This window comes from Rahnella sp. NRRL B-41462, assembly GCF_003263525.1.
GTDB lineage: Bacteria > Pseudomonadota > Gammaproteobacteria > Enterobacterales > Enterobacteriaceae > Rahnella > Rahnella aceris.
In genome coordinates this window covers 18,427-39,855 of the sequence record NZ_JYDF01000062.1, presented here as the reverse complement: position 1 = coordinate 39,855, position 21,429 = coordinate 18,427, and the positions used below count along the sequence as shown (strand labels likewise).

The window sequence follows — 21,429 nt, the reverse complement described above, 5'->3', positions numbered from 1 at the left end:
AATACATTATCACACCGGCATAACAGGAATGTTTTTCATTGCCGTTTTTTTACTGGGATCTATTCCGACATAAATGTCGAAATGTCAATTTAAGTGCCGATTTCGTCACCTTTGACGAAATACCAAGGAGACTTCATGAGCTTTAAAAATGCCATGAATCAATATGTGATAGCTGATCCGAAACTTTGTATTGGCTGCAATACCTGTATGGCCAGTTGTTCGCAGGAACACCAGCGTCACGGTTTACAATCTGCCCCCCGTTTGCAGGTGATGCGAAACCGTCTGGATTCCGCGCCGGTGATGTGTCACCAGTGTGAAGATGCCCCCTGCGCGCAGGTGTGTCCGGTTAATGCTATCACCCGTGAAAACGACGCGATTCATCTCAATGAAAGCCTCTGCGTCAGTTGCAAACTGTGCGGGCTTGCCTGCCCGTTCGGTGCCATCACCTTTTCCGGCAGCACGCCGCTGGACATGCCCGTCGACTGTAACACCTCAAAAGCGCCGCCCGCGCCGCGCCCGCCACGTGCGATCAGCCCTTTCCTGGATTGTGTGCCGGGGGTTCGCGCGGTGGCAGTGAAATGCGATTTATGCAGCTTCAGCCCTGAGGGTCCGGCATGCATCAAGACCTGTCCCACACAGGCCATCCGGCTTATCACGGCCAGTCTGTCTGACAATGCCAGCCAGCAAAAACGCCTGAATGCGATGAATGTATTCCCGGCCGGGCTGACATCCTTTAGTGCGCCTGACACGGAGGCCAAACAATGACGGCACTATTAACGTTGGATCCGGCATCACTGTTGACGCTGGCGCTGCTGGTCTGGGTTTTCAGCGGCATTATCTGCGGGTTACTGGCAGGAGCCGCGAAATTAAGCAGCCTGATTTCAGGCGCTGGCAGCATGGTGGCATCCGCGGCGGTTATTATTGCGGCGGTCCAGATGGTAAACAGTGGCGCACCGGTGACCCTTACACTGCCGGTTCTGCCTTACCGCGCCAGCTTCAGCCCGCTGAATGCATTGTTGTTACTGGCGATGTCGGTAACGGCCTTGTTCAGCAGCCTGTATGCCTGCGCATGGCTGGCGAATGCCCGTCCGCGCCAGCGCGCCCGTACCGGGTTGTTATGCAATCTGCTGCTGGCGGCGCTGACTGCCGCGGCGATTTCCGCCAATGCGGCTGAACTGATCCTGATGATGGAAATGGCCGCGCTGTGTGCGTATTTCATGATCGTACAAGCCGACGATGTGAAAAGCCGCCGTGCCGGTCTGAATCAGTTTTTATCCGGCCGCCTCGGCACGCTGTGTCTGATCCTGGCGTTTGCGCTGCTGCATCACGCCAGCGGCAGTCTGGATTTTGAGGTTCTTCGCCACACCACGTTTACGCCAGGCATTAAATCGCTGGCTTTCCTGCTGGCACTGGCCGGTTTCGGACTCTACGCCGGGATTATCCCGCTGCACGCCTGGGTGCCGCAGTCGCATTCCAGCGCCCCCGCCCACGCCGCTGCCCTGTTCTCTTCGGCGCTGATGAAAATCGGCATTATTGGCATCGTAAAAGTCGGTCTGGACTTGCTCGGCGCACCGCCACTCTGGTGGGGCCTGATGGTATTGCTTCTGGCAATCCTGACCGCATTTATCGGCGGCCTGTACGCGCTGATGGAGCACGATATCCGCCGTCTGCTGGCCTATCACACGCTGGAAAACGTCGGGATTATTTTGCTCGGCATCGGCGGCGCCATGGTGGGCGTGGCGCTGAATCTGCCGCTGCTGGCTTCGCTCGCCCTGCTGGCCGGATTGTTTCACCTGTTTAATCACGGGTTGTTTAAAACCGCGCTGTTCCTCGGTGCCGGTGAAATCGAAATGCAGACCGGCATTAAGGACATGGAAAAACTCGGCGGGATCGCCCGTCTGATGCCGTGGACCGCCGTGTCGATGCTGATTGCCCTGATGTCGATGGCTGCCCTGCCGCCGCTGAACGGCTTTGCCAGCGAATGGCTGCTGTATCAGTCGCTGTTCCAGCTGAGTGCGGGTCACGTGTTTATCGCACGTCTGCTCGGGCCGCTGCTGGCGGTCGGTCTGGCCCTGACCGGTGCGCTGGCGCTGATGTGTATTGCCAAAGTTTTCGGCGTCACTTTCTTAGGCACACCACGCAGTCCGGCGGCGGCAGACGCCACGCCTGCCCCGCGACTGATGACACTCAGCAGCGTATTGCTGGCGCTGTTGTGTGTGGTTTTCGGTGTCGCCTCGCCGTGGTTGATTCCGCACTTCTCCGCCGTTGCCGCCTCAGTGCTGAACGTGCCTGTCTTACAGGCCGCCGGACATGGCGCGGCGTTTTCCGCCACGTCTGCGGTATCCGCGCCGATGGTCGCCATTCTGCTGCTGGGCATGCCGCTGCTGCCGTGGATTGCCGCCACGGTATTGCGCGGTTCCCGTCTGCCAAACCGTTCACGCGGCGATGCCTGGGCCTGTGGCTACGGCCATTCCGCTGACATGGTGGTGACAGCGACGGGTTTTGCCCAACCGCTGCGCGTGATGTTTGCCCCGCTTTATCGCCTGCGTCAGCACATGACACCGGCTCCGCTGGTGGCCGCGCTGCACCGTGGCTGGCTGGGTGCCTTCTGCCGTCGTCTGGCTTTCATCGAACTGGCCGTGTTGCTGGTCGTGGCTTTTGCCTGAGGAACTGACTATGAACACTTCATTCTTACTCGCGGGTTCGTTGTGGCCACTGGCGCTGATTCAGGCGATTGCGTTGCTGGCGCTCGCGCCGCTGTTTGCCGGATTCAGCCGCGTAATGCGCGCACGGATGCACAACCGTCAGGGACCGGGCGTGTTACAGGAATACCGTGATATCACCAAACTGCTGACCCGCCAGAGTGTCGCACCCGCTGCGGCCGGTGCGGCGTTTCGCAGCATGCCGTACCTGCTGACCGGCGGCTTACTGGTGATCGCCACCGCCCTGCCAGTGGTGACGCTGGCGTCGCCAATGGGCGCGGCGGGCGATCTGATCACGGTCATCTACCTGTTTGCCGTGGTGCGTTTTGTGTTTGCCATCGCCGGGCTGGATACCGGCAGCACCTTCACCGGCATCGGCGCCAGCCGTGAAGCGGTGCTTGGCGTGCTGGTCGAGCCCATTCTGCTGCTCGGGCTGTGGATTGCGGCGCTGGTCGCCGGTTCCACCTCGCTTGGCGCCATTGCCGCCCGTGTTCTGCACTGGCCGCTGTCGTCTTCCTTAACCCTCGTTCTGGCCGGTCTGGCCTGTGCATTCGCGACCTATATCGAAATGGGCAAGCTGCCGTTCGACATGGCGGAAGCCGAGCAGGAATTACAGGAAGGCCCGCTGACCGAATACTCCGGCGCGGCGCTGGGCGTGCTGAAAATCGGCATCAGCCTGAAACAACTGGTGGTGTTGCAGCTATTCCTTGGTCTGTTTTTCCCGTTCGGACTGGCGGAGCAACTCACGCCGCTGACGTTGCTGACCGCCGTGGTGCTGTGTCTGGTGAAACTGCTGATCGCGGTATTTGTGGTGGCGCTCATCGAGAACAGCGTCGCCCGTCTGCGCTTTCTTAAAACTTCCCGCACCACCTGGGCGGGTTTCGGGCTGGCGTTTCTGGCGCTGGTTTCCTGGCTGGTCGCAGGCTGACCTGACATTTTTCTTGTCCCGCTGCGGCGGGAAGAGGCTTTGTAATGAGTGAGTTCAATACCGCATTAAATCAAAACCCGGTCGGTAAAGAGTATCTGGCCGCGCTGGCGAAGCAGTTTCCGTCGGCGATCTTAGGCAGTGAATGGCAGACCGACACACAGGCGACCGTCACCATCAGGCTGAACTGGCTGCCGGAAGTGGTCGAATGGCTGTATTACCAGCAGGGTGGCTGGCTTTCCGTGTTATTCGGCAATGACGAACGTACGTTGTGCGGCAACTACGCGCTGTATTACGTGCTGTCGATGGAAAAAGGCGTGAAGTGCTGGATCACCGTGCGCGCCGAAGTGGATCCTGTGTCGCTGGAATTCCCTTCCGTGACACCGCGCGTACCGGCAGCGGTCTGGGGCGAACGTGAAGTGCGTGATATGTACGGGTTGCGCCCGGTCGGGTTGCCGGACGAACGCCGTCTGGTGCTGCCGGATGACTGGCCGGACGATTTATACCCGCTGCGCAAAGATGCGATGGATTACCGCCAGCGCCCGGCACCCACCACGGACGAAGAAACCTATCCGTTTATTTCCGAAGCCAAAGAAGGCAGCAAAATTGTGCCGATTGGTCCGCTGCACGTCACTTCTGACGAACCGGGACACTTTCGTCTGTTCGTTGACGGTGAAGACATTATCGATGCCGATTACCGGCTGTTTTACGTGCACCGAGGCATGGAGAAACTGGCCGAAACCCGCATGGGCTACAACGAAGTCACCTTCCTCTCAGACCGCGTTTGCGGCATCTGCGGCTTCACGCACAGCGTGGCGTACACCTCTTCGGTCGAAAACGCGATGGGTATCGTGGTGCCGGAACGCGCCCAGATGATCCGTTCTATTCTGCTGGAAGTCGAACGTCTGCACAGCCATCTGCTGAACCTCGGGCTTGCCTGTCATTTTGTCGGTTTTGATTCCGGTTTCATGCAGTTTTTCCGCGTCCGTGAACAGTCGATGAAGATGGCAGAAATCCTGACCGGCGCGCGTAAAACCTACGGCATGAACCTGATCGGCGGCATCCGCCGTGACATCCTCAAAGACGACATGATCGCCACCATTGCGCTGGCGGGCAGCATGCGCCGGGATCTTAACGAGCTGGTGGATATCCTGCTCAGTACGCCGAATACCCGGCAGCGCAGCATCGGCGTCGGTATTCTGGATCCGCAGGTGGCGCGCGATTTCAGTAACGTCGGCCCGATGGTGCGTGGCAGCGGTCACCGCCGCGATATGCGCCAGGATCACCCTTATGCCGGTTACGCCAAACTGCCATTTGAACTGTGCAGCGAAACCGGTAACGACGTTTATTCCCGCCTGAAAGTGCGCATCCACGAAGTGTTTAACGCCCTGAATATGATCGAGTTCGGTCTGCAAAGCCTGCCGGGTGGCCCGCTGGCGGTAGAAGGTTTCAATTATATCCCGCACCGTTTTGCCCTCGGCTTTGCTGAAGCGCCACGCGGTGACGACATTCACTGGAGCATGACCGGCGACAACCAAAAGCTGTTCCGCTGGCGTTGCCGTGCGGCGACTTACGCCAACTGGCCGACGCTGCGTTACATGTTGCGCGGCAATACGGTCTCCGATGCGCCGCTGATTATCGGCAGTCTCGATCCTTGTTATTCCTGCACCGACCGCATGACGGTTGTCGATGTGCGTAAGAAAACGTCCATCGTCGTGCCTTACAAAGAGATCGAACGCTACGGCATCGAACGCAAAAATTCGCCGCTTTGAGGAGCTGCTCCCATCATGCTGAAACTGATTAAAAAAGTGCTTAAAACCGGCACCGCAACCGTGGCTTATCCGTTTAAGCCGCTGGATCTGGCAGCGAATTTTCGCGGCAAACCGCAATACACCGCACAGCAGTGTATTGCCTGCGGCGCGTGTGCCAACGCCTGCCCGTCTAACGCGCTGACCATGACCACGGCAGAAGACGGCGAAACCCTCCGCTGGCAGCTGTTCTTAGGCCGCTGCATTTTCTGCGCCCGCTGCGAGGAAGTCTGCCCGACGGCGGCCATCAGACTGTCGCAGGAATTTGAACTGGCAGTCTGGCGTAAAGAAGACCTGTTTGAGACCGCGGATTTCCCCATCTGTCACTGCCGTGCCTGCGGCAAACCTTACGCGGTACAAAAGGAAATCGACTTCGCACTCAGCCTGTTGCAGGAAAGCGCCGCCCTGAGTGACAGGCAAGTTGCTGACCGCCGGGAGCAGTATGAAACCTGCCCCGAATGCAAAAAACTGCACAGCCTTTCTTCCTCCGACCGTATTGATATTGGCCGGCACATGACCACGGAGGCTCATTCATGAGTCATAACCTGATTGCTCCGCGTGACGAAAATGGCCTGCCGGTACCCGTCACGCTGGATGAAAGCATTGCCAAACTGAAATCCACACTGCTTCACAGCATCCGCCGCTCAGCTTACGTTTACCGCGTGGACTGCGGCGGCTGTAACGGCTGTGAAATTGAGATTTTCGCCGCCATTTCCCCGCTGTTCGACGCCGAACGCTTTGGGATTAAAGTGGTCCCGTCGCCGCGCCACGCAGACATTTTGCTGTTCACCGGTGCCGTGACCCGCGCCATGCGTATTCCGGCGCTGCGCGCCTGGGATTCTGCGCCGGATCCGAAAATCTGCATTTCCTACGGCGCCTGCGGCAACAGCGGCGGCATCTTCCACGATCTGTATTGCGTGTGGGGCGGCACTGACAAAATCGTGCCGGTGGATGTGTATATTCCGGGTTGCCCGCCGACACCGGCCGCCACCATTTATGGTTTTGCGATGGCTCTGGGTTTGCTGGATCAGAAGATCAAAGGCCAGCAACACGATGAGGCGGCCACCGAACCAGCTCTGCTGCTGCACCCGGATTTACCGCAGCCGCTGCGCGTGTTGCTGGACCGCGAAGCGCGCCGGATGGCCGGTTACCGTTATGGCCGCCAGATTGCCGACACCTTTATGGATATCGTGGCCGCGCCCGGCTTACAACCCGTGGAACAGCGCATTTCTGCATATCTTGAAGAACAAGGCGATCTGCGTCTCAACGAAATTATCGGCAACCTGCTGCACATTTATCAGCAGGTTCTGCGTGGCGAGGTACACCTGTGATGACCTCCGTCAACGACCAGCGCTACGCGCGACATCAACCCTACGCCGGTCATCAGCCGGACAAGAACAAAGTGATTTTCTATTCGCTGAGCAGCAAGTTTGTCGATGAGAAAAGCGCCCTGAAACGCAGTTCGCAAAAAGTGCAGGAAGTGGTGTATTACAGCCTGGCGATCGGCCATCACCTCGGGGTGATCGACTGCCTGAAATCCCGTCTCGAATGCCCTCTCGACGGGTATATGCACTGGATTGACTGCCTGCCCGAAAACAGCGAAGCATATCGAAAACTGGCCGGTGTGCAGCGTTTCGGAGAGATCATTATCGACAGCAGCCACACCCACCTGCTGGCGCTGGCGCTGAGCGCTGCCCGCCCGTACATGAGTGATACGCAACAGGGCTGGAGCGATGCGCTGATCACCCTGCTTGCCCAGATTGAAAACGACCCCGCCATGTACCTGATGGTCAGGAGATACGATGCCTGATTTATCCTCCCGCTATGCATTGCTGTGCGTGGGCAACAGCATGATGGGCGACGACGGTGCCGGCCCGCGGCTGGCCGAACTGTGCGCTGAAAAACCGCTGTCCGGCTGGACTGTGGTTGACGGCGGTGCGGCACCAGAGAACGACATCGGTTATTTACGCGAACTGCGGCCTGCGCATCTGGTGATTGTCGATGCCACCGACATGGGGCTGACACCCGGTGAAATGCGCATTATCGATGAAGATGACATCGCTGAGATGTTCATGATGACCACCCACAATCTGCCGCTGACGTTCCTTATTCAGCAATTGCGTGAAGACATCCCGCAGATCACCTTTGTCGGCATTCAGCCGGACGTGGTGGCTTTTTACTTCCCGATGAGTGCCGCCGTTGAACAGGCCGTGAACCGCCTGTATCAGCTATTGCCTGCGCTGGAGCAGGGGCTGGGAATCGCCCCTTTCCGGCCCGAAAGCCTCTGACAGCGGCTGTCGACATAACTGTCGATGCGGTGACGAAACAGACATGACATCAGCCCGACATTTCGTCATCGTTACGTCATTTTTATATAACCAACTGAAATACATAGATAAAAACAAGCACCCGAAACTGGCACGTTTTATGTATAGAAGTAGATGAAAACTTTTAACCCCCTGAATTAAAAGCACACTGAAATCCCCTAAGGCATTGGCATGGCAGGAAGGCGGCAAGCGAAGGAGTCCCGATGAGCTGACATGAGTCAGTGATTCGGGCGAGTGAACGCAGCCAACGCACCTGCGATGTCAAGGACGACGGGGATTTGGAGAGAAAAATGAACCGGTTTATCATCGCCGACCCTAAAAAATGCATCGGCTGTCGTACCTGTGAAATTGCCTGCGTGATGGCTCACAGTGAATCGCAGGATATCTCGCTGCTCAACGCCGCGACATTCGCACCGCGTCTGCACGTCATTAAAGGTGTCAATCTCAGTACACCGGTGATGTGTCGCCAGTGTGAAGATGCGCCCTGTGCCAACGTCTGTCCGAACGGCGCCATTCTTCGCACCGGAGATCATGTACAGGTGATGCAGGAACGCTGCATCGGCTGTAAGACCTGCGTTGTCGCCTGCCCGTACGGCGCCATGGAAGTCGTCACCAAACCCGTTTTCCGCCAGAACGGCGCGGCGATGGTCACCACCTCGGATAAAGCCGAGGCGCACAAATGCGACCTGTGCCACACCCGCGCTGAAGGCCCGGCCTGTATGGAAATCTGCCCGACCAAGGCACTTTTCGCTATCGACCGTAACCACTTACAGGAAATGAACGCAGAAAAACGCCGCCGCGCTGCGCTCGACAGCACCTCCCCGTTGCTGTTTTAACCCCGGATTAAGGAAGCAAGACCATGAAAAAAGTCACCACTGTCTGCCCGTATTGCGGCGCCGGATGTAAATTGAATCTGGTTGTAGATAACGGAAAAATCATCCGTGCGGAAGCCGCGAACGGCGTCACCAATCAGGGCGAACTGTGCCTGAAAGGCTATTACGGCTGGGATTTTCTCAATGACACCAAACTGCTGACCCCGCGCCTGACCCAGCCGCTCATCCGCCGCCAGAAAGGCGGAAAATTCGAAGCCGTCAGCTGGGATGAAGCCATCCGTTACACCGCACAGCGCCTGAAAGACATTAAACAAAAACACGGTCCGCGTTCCATTATGACCACCGGTTCTTCCCGCGGGACCGGCAATGAAACCAACTATGTGATGCAGAAATTTGCCCGTGCAGTGATCGGCACCAATAACGTCGACTGCTGCGCCCGCGTGTGTCACGGCCCGTCGGTGGCCGGTTTGCAGGCCACGCTCGGTAACGGCGCGATGAGTAATTCCATCGGCGATATCGAAAACTCAAAATGTCTGCTGGTGTTCGGCTATAACTGCGCGGATTCCCATCCCATCGTCGCGCGCCGTGTGATCAAAGCGAAAGAAAAAGGCGCGCAGATCATCGTCTGCGACCCGCGCCGCATCGAAACCGCACGTATTGCCGATCAGCATCTGCAAATCAAAAACGGCTGCAACATGGCGCTGGTGAATGCCTTTGCCCACGTGTTGATCGAAGAAGATCTGTATGACCATGACTATGTCGCGAAATACACCGAAGGCTTTGAGGAATACCGCAAAAATGTGGCGGATTACTCACCGGAAGCCGTGGCAGAACAGACCGGTGTTTCTGCGCAGCAAATCCGTCAGGCGATGCGCACTTACGCCGCTGCACCTTCAGCCACCATCATGTGGGGCATGGGCGTCACCCAGTTTGGTCAGGCGGTTGACGTGGTAAAAGGTCTGGCAGGGCTGGCTTTGCTGACCGGTAATCTTGGCCGCGCCAACGTCGGCGTCGGACCGGTACGCGGTCAGAATAATGTGCAGGGTGCCTGTGATATGGGCGTGCTGCCGAATGAATTCCCGGGCTATCAGTCCGTCACTGATCCGAAAGTTCGCGCGAAATTCGCCGATGCCTGGGGCATTGACGTGAATCAGATGGACACCGAAGTCGGTCACCGTATCACGGAAATCCCGCATCTGGCCCTTGAAGGCAAAGTTAAAGCCTATTACATCATGGGTGAAGATCCGTTGCAGACCGAAGCCGATTTAGGTCTGGTGCGCAAAGGCTTTGAAGCACTGGAATTCGTGGTGGTTCAGGACATCTTCATGACCAAAACCGCCGAGCAGGCCGACGTGATTTTACCGGCCACTTCCTGGGGCGAACACGGCGGTGTCTTCTCCTGCGCAGACCGTGGCTTCCAGCGCTTCGAGAAAGCCATCGAACCAAAATATAACGTCAAGCGCGACTGGGACATTATCAGCCTGCTGGCGACCGAAATGGGTTATCCGATGCATTACAACGATAACCAGGAAATCTGGGACGAAATGCGCAGCCTGTGTCCGCTGTTTTACGGCGCCACCTACGAAAAAATGGGCGAACTGGGACACGTGCAGTGGCCTTGTACCACGCTTGAAAGCCCGGGGACGCCATATCTGTATGCCGACAATCACTTCGATACCCCGACCGGTAAAGGCCAGTTGTTTGCCGCACCGTGGCGCGCACCGGCTGAAGTGCCGGACGGCGATTATCCGCTGGTGTTGTGTACCGTGCGTGAAGTCGGTCACTACTCCTGCCGTTCAATGACCGGTAACTGTGCGGCATTGCAAACGCTGGCTGATGAACCGGGCTTCGTGCAGATGCACCCGGTGGACGCCCAGGCGCTGGGTATCCGTGATCAGCAACTGGTCTGGGTGGCATCACGCCGTGGCAAAGTCATTTCCCGCGCCAACTACAACGAACGTATCAACCCGGGTGCGGTGTACATGACGTATCAGTGGTGGATCGGTGCCTGTAATGAACTGACCCAGGACAATCTCGACCCGATTTCCAAAACGCCGGAAACCAAATACTGCGCGGTGAAAGTCGAGCAGATCGCCGATCAGCGCTGGGCAGAGAACTACGCTCATCAGACTTACAGCGACATGAAAGCGCGCCTGCGCAGCGCCGTGGAAGATGTGATCCCGGTGGTTGAGGTTTAGTTTTTAAGCTCCTCCCCCTTCGCAGGGGGAGGAGCAAAACTCCCCTGAGATTTAAGAGGTATTTATGTCTGATTCCGGTCTGCTCATTCGCGTCTGCGGCAAAGTCCAGGGCGTCGGTTTCCGACCTTTTATCTGGCAACTGGCCGACCGTCTGCAGCTCCGGGGGGAAGTGTGTAATGACAGCGCGGGTGTGGAAATCAGGCTGCTTCAGCCGGTCAATCTCGAACTTTTTATTGAACAATTACAGCGCGACTGCCCGCCGCTGGCGCGCATCGACAGCATCAGCTTCAATCCTTTCGACTGGCAGACGCTTCCGCAAAATTTCACTATCGCTGACAGCCGTCACAGCCGGATGGATACGCAGGTGGTGCCCGACGCGGCAACCTGCCCGGAATGCCTGAAAGACATCACCCGCCCGGGTGATCGTCGTTTCGGCTACGCCTTCACCAACTGCACACATTGCGGCCCGCGTTTTACACTGATCCGCGCCATGCCTTATGACCGCCCTTCCACCAGCATGGCGGAATTTACATTGTGTCCGCACTGTCAGCAGGAATATCAGAACCCCGCCGACCGGCGGTTTCACGCGCAGCCAGTCGCCTGCCCGCAGTGCGGGCCGCAGGTCAGCGCGACGTTGCAAAATGGCGACATGCTGGCGCAAGGAGATGCGGCGCTGGAATACGCGGTTGCGGCATTACGCGCGGGTAAAATCGTCGCTATTAAAGGGCTGGGAGGCTTTCATCTGGCCTGCGATGCCACGCAGCAAAACGCGGTGATGCGGCTGCGCGAACGTAAACAGCGTCCGTCAAAACCGCTGGCGGTGATGCTGCCGGACATCGGCTGGCTGGCAGAATGCAGCGATGAAAGCCCGCCATTTGCACTGCGCGAAATGCTGGAGTCACCGGCCGCGCCCATCGTACTGGCAACGAAAAGCGCGATGTCACCGCTGTGCGCGGCAATCGCGCCGGAACTGGACGAAGTCGGACTGATGCTGCCGTTTACCCCGCTGCATCATTTGCTGATGCAGGCAGTGGATACTCCGCTGGTGATGACCTCCGGAAATGCGAACGGTTGTGCCCCCGTGCTGACTAATGCGGCTGCGCTGTTGCAACTCGATGGCATTGCAGACATGTGGCTGTTGCATAACCGCGATATCGTCCAGCGCGCCGATGATTCGCTGCTGCGGCTGACGCCGCACGGTACTGAAATGCTGCGCCGCGCACGCGGCTATGTGCCCGATGCTTTTACGTTGCCTGACGGATTCGATGCCCAGCCGTCGCTGCTGGCACTGGGCGGTGACCTCAAAAATACCTTCTGTCTGGTGCGCGGTGATCAGGCGATTCTCAGCGCACATTTCGGGTCACTCACCCGCAGCGATATTGCCGGACAGCAGCAGCAGGCGATTGAACATTTTCAGCACCTTTATGACTGTATGCCGCTGGCGGTGGCCCGTGATGCACATCCGGCGTATATCAGTCATGTGCAGGCGGAAAGTCACGGTGTACGCATGATTGATGTTCTTCATCATCACGCTCATATCACCGCGTGTCTGGCGGAACATCACTGGCCGCTGGATGGCAGCAAGGTCATCGGGCTGGCGCTTGACGGGCTGGGTTATGGTATTGCTGACGATAAAACCGGTGCCCTGTGGGGCGGTGAGTGTTTGCAGGTGGATTATCTGCACTGTGAACATTTAGGCGGATTGCCTGCCGTTGCGCTGCCGGGTGGCGACCGGGCCGCGCGGGAACCGTGGCGGAATTTGCTGGCGCAGTGGCAGGCGTTTGTGCCGGACTGGCAGACACGCCCGGAGGCAAAGGTGTTGCAGGCATATCCGTGGTTGCCGCTCTCCAGAGCCATCACCGCCGGGATTAATGCCCCGCTGGCGTCTTCCTGCGGGCGCTTGTTTGATGCCGTCGCCGCCGCACTCGGCTGTACGCCTGCGCAACTGAGCTGGGAAGGCGAAGCGGCATGCCGTCTGGAAGCGCTGGCACAACGTGCACAGGGTATTTCGCATCCGGTCACGATGCCACTGCGGCATACGCCGTCGGGCACTTTTCTGGATTTAGCGACGTTCTGGCAGCAATGGCTCGGCTGGAATGCCACGCCTGCCGCACGGGCTTTCGCTTTTCACGACGCGCTGGCGCAAGGCTTTGCCGCCCTCGCCTGCTACCACGCGGTGAGAACCGGCACCCGTACTGTCGCACTGGGTGGCGGCGTGCTGCATAACCGCCTGCTGCGCCAGCTTTTACATCATTATTTAGCCCCCCTTCGCGTGCTGATGCCGCAAAACGTGCCCGCCGGAGACGGCGGGCTGGCTTTGGGTCAGGCCGTTATCGCCTGCGCCCGTCTGCAATTTTCTTCTGGTTTTAACAACAAGGACTCCCATGATTAACCGTGATTTTTTTCACACGCACCGTCGTGCTTTCTGGCTGCTGATCGGGCTGCTGGCAATCAATTTACTGGCCTGGGGCTGGGCACTGGTGGTGTTTCGCCACAATGCGGCGCTGGTGGCGGCGGCCTTGCTGGCTTACGGTTACGGGCTGCGTCATGCCGTCGATGCCGATCATATTGCAGCTATCGATAACGTTACCCGCAAGCTGATGCAACAGGGTCAGCGTCCGGTGGCCGTCGGGGCATTTTTCTCCCTCGGACATTCCAGCATTGTGGTACTGGCCTGCGTGGCGATCGCCGCAACGTCACTGATGTTTGGCAACAAAATTGGCTGGTTGCACGATTATGGCAGCACCATCGGCACGATGGTTTCCGCACTGTTTTTACTGATGATGGCCCTGCTGAATGCGCTGATCCTGCGCGATGTTTACCGCCGTTTTCAGAAGATCAAACAGGGCAAAAGCTTTCCGGACGCCGGAGAAACCCACGCGATGCAGGGAGGTGTGATGAGCCGGTTATTCAGCTTTGCATTTAATCTGGTGAATAAAAGCTGGCAGATGTATCTGGTGGGATTTTTGTTCGGGCTGGGTTTTGATACCGCCACGGAAATTGGCCTGTTGGGGATTTCCGCTGCGGGGGCCTCTTCCGGCATGTCCGTATGGAGCATTCTGGTATTTCCGGCGTTGTTCGCCAGCGGCATGGCACTGGTCGATTCGCTGGATAACTTTGTCATGGTCGGCGCTTACGGCTGGGCGTTCGATAAACCGGTGCGAAAACTCTATTACAACATGACGATTACAGCCACCAGCGTGATGATCGCTCTGTTTATCGGCGGCCTGGAAGCACTCGGACTGATGGCCGATAAACTGGATTTACACGGCGGAATATGGGCGGTTGTCGAACGCCTGAATGAGAATATGGGCAGCGTCGGCTATGCGGCTGTGGCGATTTTCGTCGTGTTCTGGGGCATCTCTGTCCTTAATTATCGCCGCAAAGGCTATGACAATCTGGCGGTGTGATCCGCCCGGTATCAGGCGTCATTCGGCAAGGTAAGCTGCTTTTCCAGACGCAGTTTGTCGCCGTCTGTAATGGTTATCATAATTTGTGTTTTCCCGCCGGGCTGGACGGCAAAACGCATCTGTCCCAGAGGCTGTGGCTGATTGGCGGAAAGATTCACATTGTGGCTCTGGCGGCTGGTGCTGGTGCCTGCGGTGCTTTCCTGCAAAACAGAAACCGCCACCTGACAGGAACAGGCTTTGGTGAGACTGACCATCGGGGTAATAACATAATTCTGCGCCTCGTTGTGCGTATCAAACCAAAGCTGGTTGGACATCACGGCGGCGATCAGCAGTAAGTGCATAGCGTTTATCCTCAGGGTTCCGTCGAAAAAAAACAGGGCTAGTGCCCTGTTCTGCTTTACTCCTCCCCTTCGCAGGGGAGGGAACACTCATCAGTTTTGTGACGCGTAGGCCAGGTTCGCGGTACCGACCTGAGTAATGCTGGTCAGAGAGCCATTCGCACCTTGTGAAGCCTGGGCATAGTTGCCTGAACCGTTCTGGGACACGAGCACTTTGCTGCCGTTAGCGCTCTGAGAAACGTTAGCGCCGTTGTATTCACCTTTTTGTACCACACTGATCAGGCTGCCATCACCGGTCTGAGTCGTCCCGGCGCTATTTCTGTAGCCATCCTGACTGATTGCGGTCAGCGATTTTTGTGCGCCAGATTGAGTGGCATTCGCCAGGTTTGCCGTGCCCTGCTGGTAAATCTGAATTTCAGAATTCCACTGAGTGGCTGTGAATGTCGGCACAGTTGATGAAGGTGGATTATGACCGTGGTCAGAGCCCCCCCCGCCATGACCAGGACTGGTTGCAAATGCACTGCCACTGACGACTAAAGCGGAGACTGCCACAATTTTCCAAAGTTTCATGATGCTACCCCATTGGTTTAATATCGGATGTTTGGTGTGTTAATGCTGTGTCACTCTAATCGCCATTCCTGACGAATTTTGCACGACGCCGCTGCTCTGGTTCGTACCATTCTGGCGAATTTCCGTCACACTCCGGCCTTTTTGCAGAATGTATGCGGTATTGCCAAAATTCTGTTGCGTAATGGATGCATCCCCGCCACCGGTTTGCGATACGTAGGCAAAATTATCGCTGCCGCTTTGGGATATATCCGCGTTATTTCCATTACCTCGCTGATTCACCAGCGCAGTATTCTCTGACCCGGACTGACGGATAACGCCGGAATTTCCAGAACCCGTCTGATAAGTGGTGGCCAGATTGTTATTACCGTTCTGATAAATCACTGACGAATTCCCCGATGAATTCCTTGCGCCAGCAAAAATCTGATCCGGCACCTCAGAATTCATTTCCGGATAGGCCATATCAAATTGCTGTGCATGAATGCCCCAGGAGGCTGAAAGTAACGCCAGGGTCAATAAAGTCTTTTTCATTTCGTCACCCTGTATATACCGGCACCACACTTTGCTTACCGGCTAATTGCTGCTGACGAATTGATTATGGTGTTTGTTCAAAATAAGGAACTCACCCGCTCGTCGTATTTTAATTTCAGACTTCATCAAAAAGCATGAGGCGGTATTTATCATACGGATTGACCAGCGCGTCTCAGTAAAAGGTCAGCACGGCTAATCAACCCATGGCATTAATCCTAAAGTTACAGAGCAAACCGTTTTAAATAATCACACAAATGCAACTATTCTTAATTCTCTCTGAAACTAAAACAGCCCTAAAAGAGATCCCCCGCACATTTCCACCCCTTAACAGTCGCTTAAAAATGCCTTCCCGCTGCCTTGCGGCGCGGTTTAACAGGGCATAAAGAAGCCTGCAGATGTGCTCACCTAAGTAAAATCAATACGAAAAGATAAACCAGTTTGAGTTATTTAAGGCGAAATACGCAGCCGGCTGGTGTTTGAGCCCCCTTAATTCGCAGCGCTATCTGACAAATATGCTGTCTTAACAAGGCCAAACGTTAAGATAGTGTAAATTTATTACTTAAGCCCTCTTTAATAGGGCGGAATTTAATTTCCCGGAATACATAAGGAAAGCTTTATACATTTTCAGTTACATTTTGAAACATAAATAAGCCTTGCGTAAGGTAAACCAAAAGCTAAATTGAGTCAGTACCGCACATAAACCACCTGAAAATATTATGTGCCTCAGGTTGTGAATATTTGCTACTTTCAGATATGCACAGCAAACATACAGCTATAGATTTAGCAAAATAAAATCTCAGTCTATTCCGTGCCTTTTCAATATTCAGGCAGTGGCAGACTGTGGCTATAAAAATCAGGGCAGGGTTTCATTATGAGTAATGAAGCAGCAATCAATAATAATATTCTTTTATTAGTGACCAAACCATCATTACAAGCCAGTGCTTTATTGCAACAATTAAAACAGCAACTTTGTGTCAATACCCGGCTGCATAATATCCATAAATCACTTGAGGATCAGGCGCTTCAACAGGCATTAATTCTCTTCGATATGATGGAAGCCGATCGCCGGACAATTGAACTGTGGCAAACGGCTATTAACCGCTATCACGACAACGTGAAGTTATTATTATTAAACACACCTGATAATTATCATTTTCGGGAAATTGAAACCTGGCCGGGGATCAGCGCCGTTTTTTATCTCTCCACTGACGAAGAACATCTGGTGGAAGGGATCAGAAGCGTGATCCGCGGAGAATGTTACTTCTCTCAGGGCTTCGCCAGTTACCTGATCAATCAGTCCGGTGCTTTCCGTCATCTTCACTCAGAAGAAACCGGCCTGACCCATCGTGAAAAAGAGATCCTCAATAAGTTACGTGTGGGCGCCTCGAACACGGAAATCGCGCGTTTGCTGTTTATCAGCGAGAACACCGTCAAGACGCATCTCTATAATTTATTTAGAAAAATCTCGGTTAAAAACCGTACCCAGGCGGCGTCCTGGGCGAATGACAATCTCAAGCGCTGACATCATGACTATTTGCATAAAGGGCTTCTGGCTCTGGCTGGCGCTGTTATGCGCCACCTGCCTGCATGTTCAGGCTGCGGATATAAAAGACCCGGGGCTTATCACCGACAGAACCGTGACATCGGTCGGCCACGATTTTTACCGTGGCTTTACCGGCAAATGGGAACAGAACTACCCGGAAACCATCACCATTTCAGAAAGGCCCAGCGCCCGCTGGGGGAGCTGGATCACCATAAAAATAGGTCAGGACACCCTGTATCAGACTTTGCTGTTTCCCAACCGTCGCAATTTTAATAAGGACGTCGATACCGCCATTGCCGGTGTAACCGAAGCGTTATCACGGCGGCAATTAGACAAAGCGTTACTGGGCACCGGGGATCTCGCCCATGACGAATTTTAATGCACAGCCTCTTAAGGAGAGCATCGTGAATATTCCAGTCTCAGCTTCGCGTTCAGTCATGCTGCTGGCATTGCTGACGGCGTCCCCGGTTTCCTGGGGCGGCAATATGGTTTTCCAGTTCATCAACCCGAATTTCGGCGGCAACCCGAATAATGGCGCGTTCCTGCTCAACGAAGCTCAGGCGCAAAACTCCTATAAAGACCCCGATGCGTATGACTTCGGGTCCACCTCGACGTCTGCACTGGACAATTTCACCGCCTCGATTCAGTCACAATTGCTGGGCAGCCTGATGGGCAACGTCAATCAGGGAAAACCGGGGCGGCTGGTAACACAGGACTTTATCGTGGATATCCAGAATACCGACGGACAGCTGGTGATGAATGTCACTGACCGCAAGACCGGTAAAATTTCCACTATTCAGGTTCAGGGTTTGTCCGCCACCACCAACTGATTCCGACGACCAATAAAAACAGGAACGACATCATGCGCAGCTATTTATTACTCATCGCAGTTTTTGTGTTGAGCGGGTGCCTCACAGCAGCACCGAAAGAAGCCGCAAGACCGACATTATTGCCCCGGGCGCCAAGCTATACCGATCTGACGCATTTGCCTTCGCCGCAGGGCCGGATTTTTGTGTCGGTCTATAACATTCAGGATGAAACGGGGCAGTTCAAACCGTATCCGGCCAGTAACTTCTCGACCGCCGTGCCACAAAGCGCCACGGCGATGCTGGTATCGGCACTCAAAGATTCAAAATGGTTTATCCCGCTGGAACGTCAGGGGCTGCAAAACCTGCTGAACGAACGCAAAATTATCCGTGCCGCGCAGGAAAATGGCAGTGTCGCGATCAATAATCAGCGGCCACTTTCCTCGCTGGTAGCAGCGAATATTCTGATTGAAGGCTCGATAATCGGTTACGAAAGTAATGTGAAATCAGGGGGCGTGGGGGCGCGGTATTTCGGTATCGGTGCCAGTACGCAATACCAGCTGGATCAGATAGCCGTGAACCTGCGCGCTGTCGACGTTAATACCGGCGAGGTTTTATCTTCCGTAAATACCAGCAAAACGATTTTGTCGTATGAAGTGCAGGCCGGGGTGTTCCGCTTTATCGATTATCAGCGGTTGCTGGAAGGCGAACTGGGCTACACCACCAATGAGCCTGTGATGTTATGCCTGATGTCGGCGATTGAATCCGGCGTGATTTATCTGGTGAATGACGGTATCGAACGTAACCTGTGGCAGTTGCAAAACCCGTCGGAGATCAACTCACCCATTCTGCAACGCTATAAGAACAACATTGTCCCTGCCGAATCCTGATGAGAGGCAGTTGGCGAAGGGGAACCGTGGGTTGAAACGGTTTCCCTTCTTTTTTTATCCGACAATCTCAGGTTTTGCTTTCCTCGCTTTTCATCACCTGCCGGTAATTATTCACCCGCTTTTTATCCTCAAGATTAAAGTCCGGATCGAGATAAATGCTCAGCCGTTTGATCAGCAAATCTTCAAAGACAAAGACAGTGCAGAAATGATGGCTGCCGACTTCGGACGTCGGCCAGCGGTCACCGTTTTGCATCACGCCGCGCATCTGCCCTTCCAGCACAATGGCATCTCCGTCACTCAGAAAGCGGAAAGCGTTCTGAATATGTTGGATCTTGTCGATTTCAAGCGCAAAGCGTTTACCCAGTTCCCCCAGTGAAGACTTTCCCTGCGCAGTGCCAAATTTCGGAAAAAACAGCACCACATCTTCAGCAAAGAGATCCAGTAAAGAGGCATCTGCCTGATCCAGTTTGGCGTAGAAATTCTTAACAATTTCAATGCGCTTTTCTTTCAGTTCATGTTCTGCCATTTTCACCTCGAAATTCTCCATCCAGTCCATAAGCCTAGTGACTGCCGCTGATTTTGCCAGTTATGAAGGGTCGCTCACAAAACGCTGAGGCCGCTCAGGTGAAGAGTTTTCTGCACCGGAAGCCGGAACCCTCTACACTGGCATGCGTTTTTAACAACATGTCCTCTTACACTTTCGGAGAGTCACGGATGTCTCAGTTCAACAGAGCAGGTCGCGCGATGCCGCCTCTGCCCGTTCCCACCCGCTGGTTAATCCTTGCGATTTGCCTGTTGCAGGGGTTCCTGCTGTATTACTTCTTTTCAGATCACGCGGCCATCAGATATGCCGGGTTCTCTCATAATATTTACGGCCAGACTATGGCATTAACATTACCGGTGCTGATTTCTCTGTCAGTAGTACAGCCTGGTGATCGCCGGTTCTGGGGCGGAACGGGGTTACTCATCCTGTTACTGGCGGGCATGGCAGCCTGGGCGAAAAGCAATATCGCGGCAACGTCCGGGGACAGCGTGATGGTGCCGTTTAACCTGTCGCTGACGCTGCTGGTCTTTTTTGTTTTGCCGTGGCTACAGGTGCAGGCGTTCCCGGCAGAAAGCCGTTACCGTTACGCCAACCTTTCCGCCTGCTACAGCCAGAATACGCTGTGCGCCATGCTGACGTTGCTGATGATGCTGCTGGCCGTTGGCGTGATGGCATTATGTGCCGGGCTGTTCCGGGTGATCGGCATTGAATATTTCCATGAGCTGTTTTTCGATACGCCGCTGTTTATGCATCTGGTGTTCGGCCTGCTGCTGGGCATCAGTATCGTCACCTGCCGCACGCAACCGGCGCTGATGAATACCACCCGCAATATCATCCGTTTTATTCTCAAAGGCCTGCTGCCGCTGGTGGCGTTCGTTGCGCTGATTTTTCTGTTCGCCCTGCCGTTCACCGGCCTGACGGTGTTATCGCAAGCCTGGTCCGCAGCCAGTTTGCTGACCACCATGGCGCTCGGCATTCTGCTGCTGGTTAACGTGGTACGCGAAACCGATCACGCTGAAAAACCGTATCCGCGGGCGATCCGTTTGCTGGTGAATGCGGCGATTTTACTGCTGCCGGTGTATGCCGTGCTGGCGCTGTATTCCACCGGCCTGCGCGTTTCGCAATACGGCTGGACGCCGCAACGTCTGTGGGCGGTGCTGGTGATCAGCGTGACGCTGATCGCCGCCCTTTGCTACAGTTTTTCGGTGATCGATAAACGCCCGGACTGGCTGCCGCGTATTACCCAATTCAATAAGCCGTTGTCGCTGCTGGTGGTCATTCTGTTGATGGCGGCCAACAGCCCGCTGCTCGATCCTTACCGTATCAGCGTCAACAATCAGATTGCGCGACTCGACAGCGGCAAAACGCAGGCGAAGGATTTCGATCTGAAGATGCTGCGTTTCGATACCGGTCGCCGTGGCAACGAGGCGCTGACAGCGCTGCAACAACACCCCGCGTTTACTGCCGATCCGCGCCTGCAGGTCACACTGAAAAATATGATCGCGCAGACATCACGCTGGGGCGCTTACGATGATAAAGAGCATGCTGCACTGGCGGAAAATTATCGCGTGGAAGATGCTAAGAAGATGATTCAGCTCGCGAAAGGCGCGGTATCCCCCGACGACACCTGGTGGAAAAACCTGCCGCAGCTGGATGAATACCGCAACACACTGCGCGACTGTCACAGCCTGCAGGGCGCGTGTATCGTCAATACGCTGGATTTAAACAACGACCGGCAGAAAGAAGTTTTCCTCTGTAATACGCTGGATACGCCTTCCGTCAACTGCCGTATTTACGCCAGACAGGCCGGGAAATGGGCGCAAACGGGAGAACTTTATCTGTATGAAGAAAAGGATAACCCTGCGCTGATCACTGCCCTGCGCAACGGCGAGGTCAAACCGGTAACGCGTAAATGGGCTGACGTACAGATTGACGGTAAACGCCGGGTCATTCATTACAAACACGACGAAGAATAATCGCCTCCCTTCACCGGCAGATTTCTGCCGG

Annotated in this window: 21 protein-coding genes; 17 read left to right on the top strand and 4 right to left on the bottom strand. The window is 55.3% G+C overall.

Features of this window, described 5'->3' with window-relative positions; all coding sequences use genetic code 11:
- Positions 1 to 153: 153 nt before the first annotated feature.
- From UC14_RS16165 to UC14_RS16105, 12 genes are all read left to right on the top strand, one after another.
- Complete coding sequence (locus UC14_RS16165; protein ID WP_183065344.1) at positions 154 to 765, top strand: 4Fe-4S dicluster domain-containing protein; 612 nt, start codon at positions 154 to 156, stop codon at positions 763 to 765.
- Positions 762 to 2,666: a proton-conducting transporter membrane subunit gene (locus tag UC14_RS16160; RefSeq protein ID WP_112198050.1), complete on the top strand. Its 1,905-nt coding sequence runs from the start codon at positions 762 to 764 to the stop codon at positions 2,664 to 2,666. The genes UC14_RS16165 and UC14_RS16160 overlap by 4 nt, the downstream gene beginning before the upstream one ends.
- 10 nt (positions 2,667 to 2,676) lie before the next feature.
- Entirely contained in the window at positions 2,677 to 3,630 is a 954-nt protein-coding gene (locus UC14_RS16155) for a respiratory chain complex I subunit 1 family protein (protein WP_112151242.1), read from the top strand.
- Between the two features lie 44 nt (positions 3,631 to 3,674).
- Positions 3,675 to 5,399 (top strand): NADH-quinone oxidoreductase subunit C, encoded by a 1,725-nt coding sequence (locus UC14_RS16150; RefSeq protein ID WP_015689510.1) that lies wholly within the window; start codon positions 3,675 to 3,677, stop codon positions 5,397 to 5,399.
- Between the two features lie 15 nt (positions 5,400 to 5,414).
- Positions 5,415 to 5,972, top strand: coding sequence for a formate hydrogenlyase complex iron-sulfur subunit (locus UC14_RS16145; protein ID WP_013574482.1), 558 nt, complete (start codon positions 5,415 to 5,417; stop codon positions 5,970 to 5,972).
- Positions 5,969 to 6,766, top strand: coding sequence for an NADH-quinone oxidoreductase subunit B family protein (locus UC14_RS16140; RefSeq protein ID WP_112198049.1), 798 nt, complete (start codon positions 5,969 to 5,971; stop codon positions 6,764 to 6,766). The genes UC14_RS16145 and UC14_RS16140 overlap by 4 nt, the downstream gene beginning before the upstream one ends.
- Positions 6,766 to 7,245: a formate hydrogenlyase maturation protein HycH gene (gene hycH, locus UC14_RS16135; RefSeq protein WP_013574480.1), complete on the top strand. Its 480-nt coding sequence runs from the start codon at positions 6,766 to 6,768 to the stop codon at positions 7,243 to 7,245. Before UC14_RS16140 ends, hycH begins: the two co-directional genes overlap by 1 nt.
- Positions 7,238 to 7,723, top strand: coding sequence for a hydrogenase maturation peptidase HycI (gene hycI / locus UC14_RS16130; protein WP_013574479.1), 486 nt, complete (start codon positions 7,238 to 7,240; stop codon positions 7,721 to 7,723). The genes hycH and hycI overlap by 8 nt, the downstream gene beginning before the upstream one ends.
- A 329-nt stretch (positions 7,724 to 8,052) precedes the next feature.
- Positions 8,053 to 8,598, top strand: coding sequence for an electron transport protein HydN (gene hydN, locus UC14_RS16120; protein WP_013574478.1), 546 nt, complete (start codon positions 8,053 to 8,055; stop codon positions 8,596 to 8,598).
- A 23-nt stretch (positions 8,599 to 8,621) separates the two neighbouring features.
- On the top strand, positions 8,622 to 10,793 hold the full coding sequence (gene fdhF / locus UC14_RS16115; protein ID WP_015689505.1) for a formate dehydrogenase subunit alpha: 2,172 nt from the start codon (positions 8,622 to 8,624) through the stop codon (positions 10,791 to 10,793).
- A gap of 64 nt (positions 10,794 to 10,857) precedes the next feature.
- Positions 10,858 to 13,185, top strand: a complete 2,328-nt coding sequence (gene hypF / locus UC14_RS16110) for a carbamoyltransferase HypF (RefSeq protein WP_112198047.1) — start codon at positions 10,858 to 10,860, stop codon at positions 13,183 to 13,185.
- Entirely contained in the window at positions 13,178 to 14,203 is a 1,026-nt protein-coding gene (locus tag UC14_RS16105) for a HoxN/HupN/NixA family nickel/cobalt transporter (RefSeq protein ID WP_112151246.1), read from the top strand. The genes hypF and UC14_RS16105 overlap by 8 nt, the downstream gene beginning before the upstream one ends.
- Positions 14,204 to 14,214: 11 nt before the next feature.
- On the opposite strand, the gene csgC is transcribed toward UC14_RS16105, so the two are convergent.
- From csgC to UC14_RS16090, 3 genes are all read right to left on the bottom strand, one after another.
- Positions 14,215 to 14,544 carry a curli assembly chaperone CsgC gene (csgC, locus tag UC14_RS16100; RefSeq protein ID WP_013574474.1) on the bottom strand — a complete coding sequence of 110 codons (330 nt, stop codon included), beginning with the start codon at positions 14,542 to 14,544 and terminating at the stop codon, positions 14,215 to 14,217.
- A 90-nt stretch (positions 14,545 to 14,634) separates the two neighbouring features.
- Positions 14,635 to 15,111, bottom strand: a complete 477-nt coding sequence (gene csgA / locus UC14_RS16095; RefSeq protein WP_013574473.1) for a curli major subunit CsgA — start codon at positions 15,109 to 15,111, stop codon at positions 14,635 to 14,637.
- A 39-nt stretch (positions 15,112 to 15,150) separates the two neighbouring features.
- Entirely contained in the window at positions 15,151 to 15,639 is a 489-nt protein-coding gene (locus tag UC14_RS16090; protein WP_013574472.1) for a curlin, read from the bottom strand.
- 871 nt (positions 15,640 to 16,510) lie between these two features.
- Between UC14_RS16090 and csgD the strand changes: the two genes are divergently transcribed.
- The 4 genes from csgD to csgG are packed head-to-tail and all read left to right on the top strand — an operon-like array spanning position 16,511 to position 18,878.
- Positions 16,511 to 17,161 carry a biofilm master transcriptional regulator CsgD gene (csgD, locus tag UC14_RS16085; RefSeq protein ID WP_013574471.1) on the top strand — a complete coding sequence of 217 codons (651 nt, stop codon included), beginning with the start codon at positions 16,511 to 16,513 and terminating at the stop codon, positions 17,159 to 17,161.
- Positions 17,142 to 17,561 carry a curli production assembly/transport protein CsgE gene (gene csgE / locus UC14_RS16080; protein WP_013574470.1) on the top strand — a complete coding sequence of 140 codons (420 nt, stop codon included), beginning with the start codon at positions 17,142 to 17,144 and terminating at the stop codon, positions 17,559 to 17,561. Before csgD ends, csgE begins: the two co-directional genes overlap by 20 nt.
- Positions 17,562 to 17,619: 58 nt before the next feature.
- Positions 17,620 to 18,012, top strand: coding sequence for a curli production assembly/transport protein CsgF (csgF, locus tag UC14_RS16075; RefSeq protein ID WP_369794818.1), 393 nt, complete (start codon positions 17,620 to 17,622; stop codon positions 18,010 to 18,012).
- A 32-nt stretch (positions 18,013 to 18,044) separates the two neighbouring features.
- Positions 18,045 to 18,878: a curli production assembly/transport protein CsgG gene (csgG, locus tag UC14_RS16070; RefSeq protein WP_013574468.1), complete on the top strand. Its 834-nt coding sequence runs from the start codon at positions 18,045 to 18,047 to the stop codon at positions 18,876 to 18,878.
- Between the two features lie 67 nt (positions 18,879 to 18,945).
- Here csgG and UC14_RS16065 read toward each other — a convergent pair whose 3' ends face one another.
- Positions 18,946 to 19,404 carry a nuclear transport factor 2 family protein gene (locus UC14_RS16065; RefSeq protein ID WP_013574467.1) on the bottom strand — a complete coding sequence of 153 codons (459 nt, stop codon included), beginning with the start codon at positions 19,402 to 19,404 and terminating at the stop codon, positions 18,946 to 18,948.
- A 188-nt stretch (positions 19,405 to 19,592) separates the two neighbouring features.
- Here UC14_RS16065 and UC14_RS16060 point away from each other — a divergent pair, with 188 nt between their 5' ends.
- A complete protein-coding gene (locus tag UC14_RS16060) occupies positions 19,593 to 21,398 on the top strand; it encodes a DUF4153 domain-containing protein (RefSeq protein ID WP_112151249.1) in 1,806 nt (601 codons plus the stop codon).
- The last annotated feature ends 31 nt before the right edge of the window (positions 21,399 to 21,429 follow it).

Coding starts and splice junctions, on each gene's coding strand:
- hycH (WP_013574480.1), top strand. CDS start 6,766: ATGACCTCCGTCAACGACCAGCGCTACGCGCGACATCAACCCTACGCC.
- UC14_RS16140 (WP_112198049.1), top strand. CDS start 5,969: ATGAGTCATAACCTGATTGCTCCGCGTGACGAAAATGGCCTGCCGGTA.
- UC14_RS16090 (WP_013574472.1), bottom strand. CDS start 15,639: ATGAAAAAGACTTTATTGACCCTGGCGTTACTTTCAGCCTCCTGGGGC.
- UC14_RS16060 (WP_112151249.1), top strand. CDS start 19,593: ATGTCTCAGTTCAACAGAGCAGGTCGCGCGATGCCGCCTCTGCCCGTT.
- UC14_RS16065 (WP_013574467.1), bottom strand. CDS start 19,404: ATGGCAGAACATGAACTGAAAGAAAAGCGCATTGAAATTGTTAAGAAT.
- csgD (WP_013574471.1), top strand. CDS start 16,511: ATGAGTAATGAAGCAGCAATCAATAATAATATTCTTTTATTAGTGACC.
- UC14_RS16160 (WP_112198050.1), top strand. CDS start 762: ATGACGGCACTATTAACGTTGGATCCGGCATCACTGTTGACGCTGGCG.
- UC14_RS16155 (WP_112151242.1), top strand. CDS start 2,677: ATGAACACTTCATTCTTACTCGCGGGTTCGTTGTGGCCACTGGCGCTG.
- UC14_RS16145 (WP_013574482.1), top strand. CDS start 5,415: ATGCTGAAACTGATTAAAAAAGTGCTTAAAACCGGCACCGCAACCGTG.
- UC14_RS16105 (WP_112151246.1), top strand. CDS start 13,178: ATGATTAACCGTGATTTTTTTCACACGCACCGTCGTGCTTTCTGGCTG.
- csgA (WP_013574473.1), bottom strand. CDS start 15,111: ATGAAACTTTGGAAAATTGTGGCAGTCTCCGCTTTAGTCGTCAGTGGC.
- UC14_RS16165 (WP_183065344.1), top strand. CDS start 154: ATGAATCAATATGTGATAGCTGATCCGAAACTTTGTATTGGCTGCAAT.
- hydN (WP_013574478.1), top strand. CDS start 8,053: ATGAACCGGTTTATCATCGCCGACCCTAAAAAATGCATCGGCTGTCGT.
- csgE (WP_013574470.1), top strand. CDS start 17,142: ATGACAATCTCAAGCGCTGACATCATGACTATTTGCATAAAGGGCTTC.
- hypF (WP_112198047.1), top strand. CDS start 10,858: ATGTCTGATTCCGGTCTGCTCATTCGCGTCTGCGGCAAAGTCCAGGGC.
- hycI (WP_013574479.1), top strand. CDS start 7,238: ATGCCTGATTTATCCTCCCGCTATGCATTGCTGTGCGTGGGCAACAGC.
- csgC (WP_013574474.1), bottom strand. CDS start 14,544: ATGCACTTACTGCTGATCGCCGCCGTGATGTCCAACCAGCTTTGGTTT.
- csgG (WP_013574468.1), top strand. CDS start 18,045: ATGCGCAGCTATTTATTACTCATCGCAGTTTTTGTGTTGAGCGGGTGC.
- fdhF (WP_015689505.1), top strand. CDS start 8,622: ATGAAAAAAGTCACCACTGTCTGCCCGTATTGCGGCGCCGGATGTAAA.
- UC14_RS16150 (WP_015689510.1), top strand. CDS start 3,675: ATGAGTGAGTTCAATACCGCATTAAATCAAAACCCGGTCGGTAAAGAG.
- csgF (WP_369794818.1), top strand. CDS start 17,620: ATGCTGCTGGCATTGCTGACGGCGTCCCCGGTTTCCTGGGGCGGCAAT.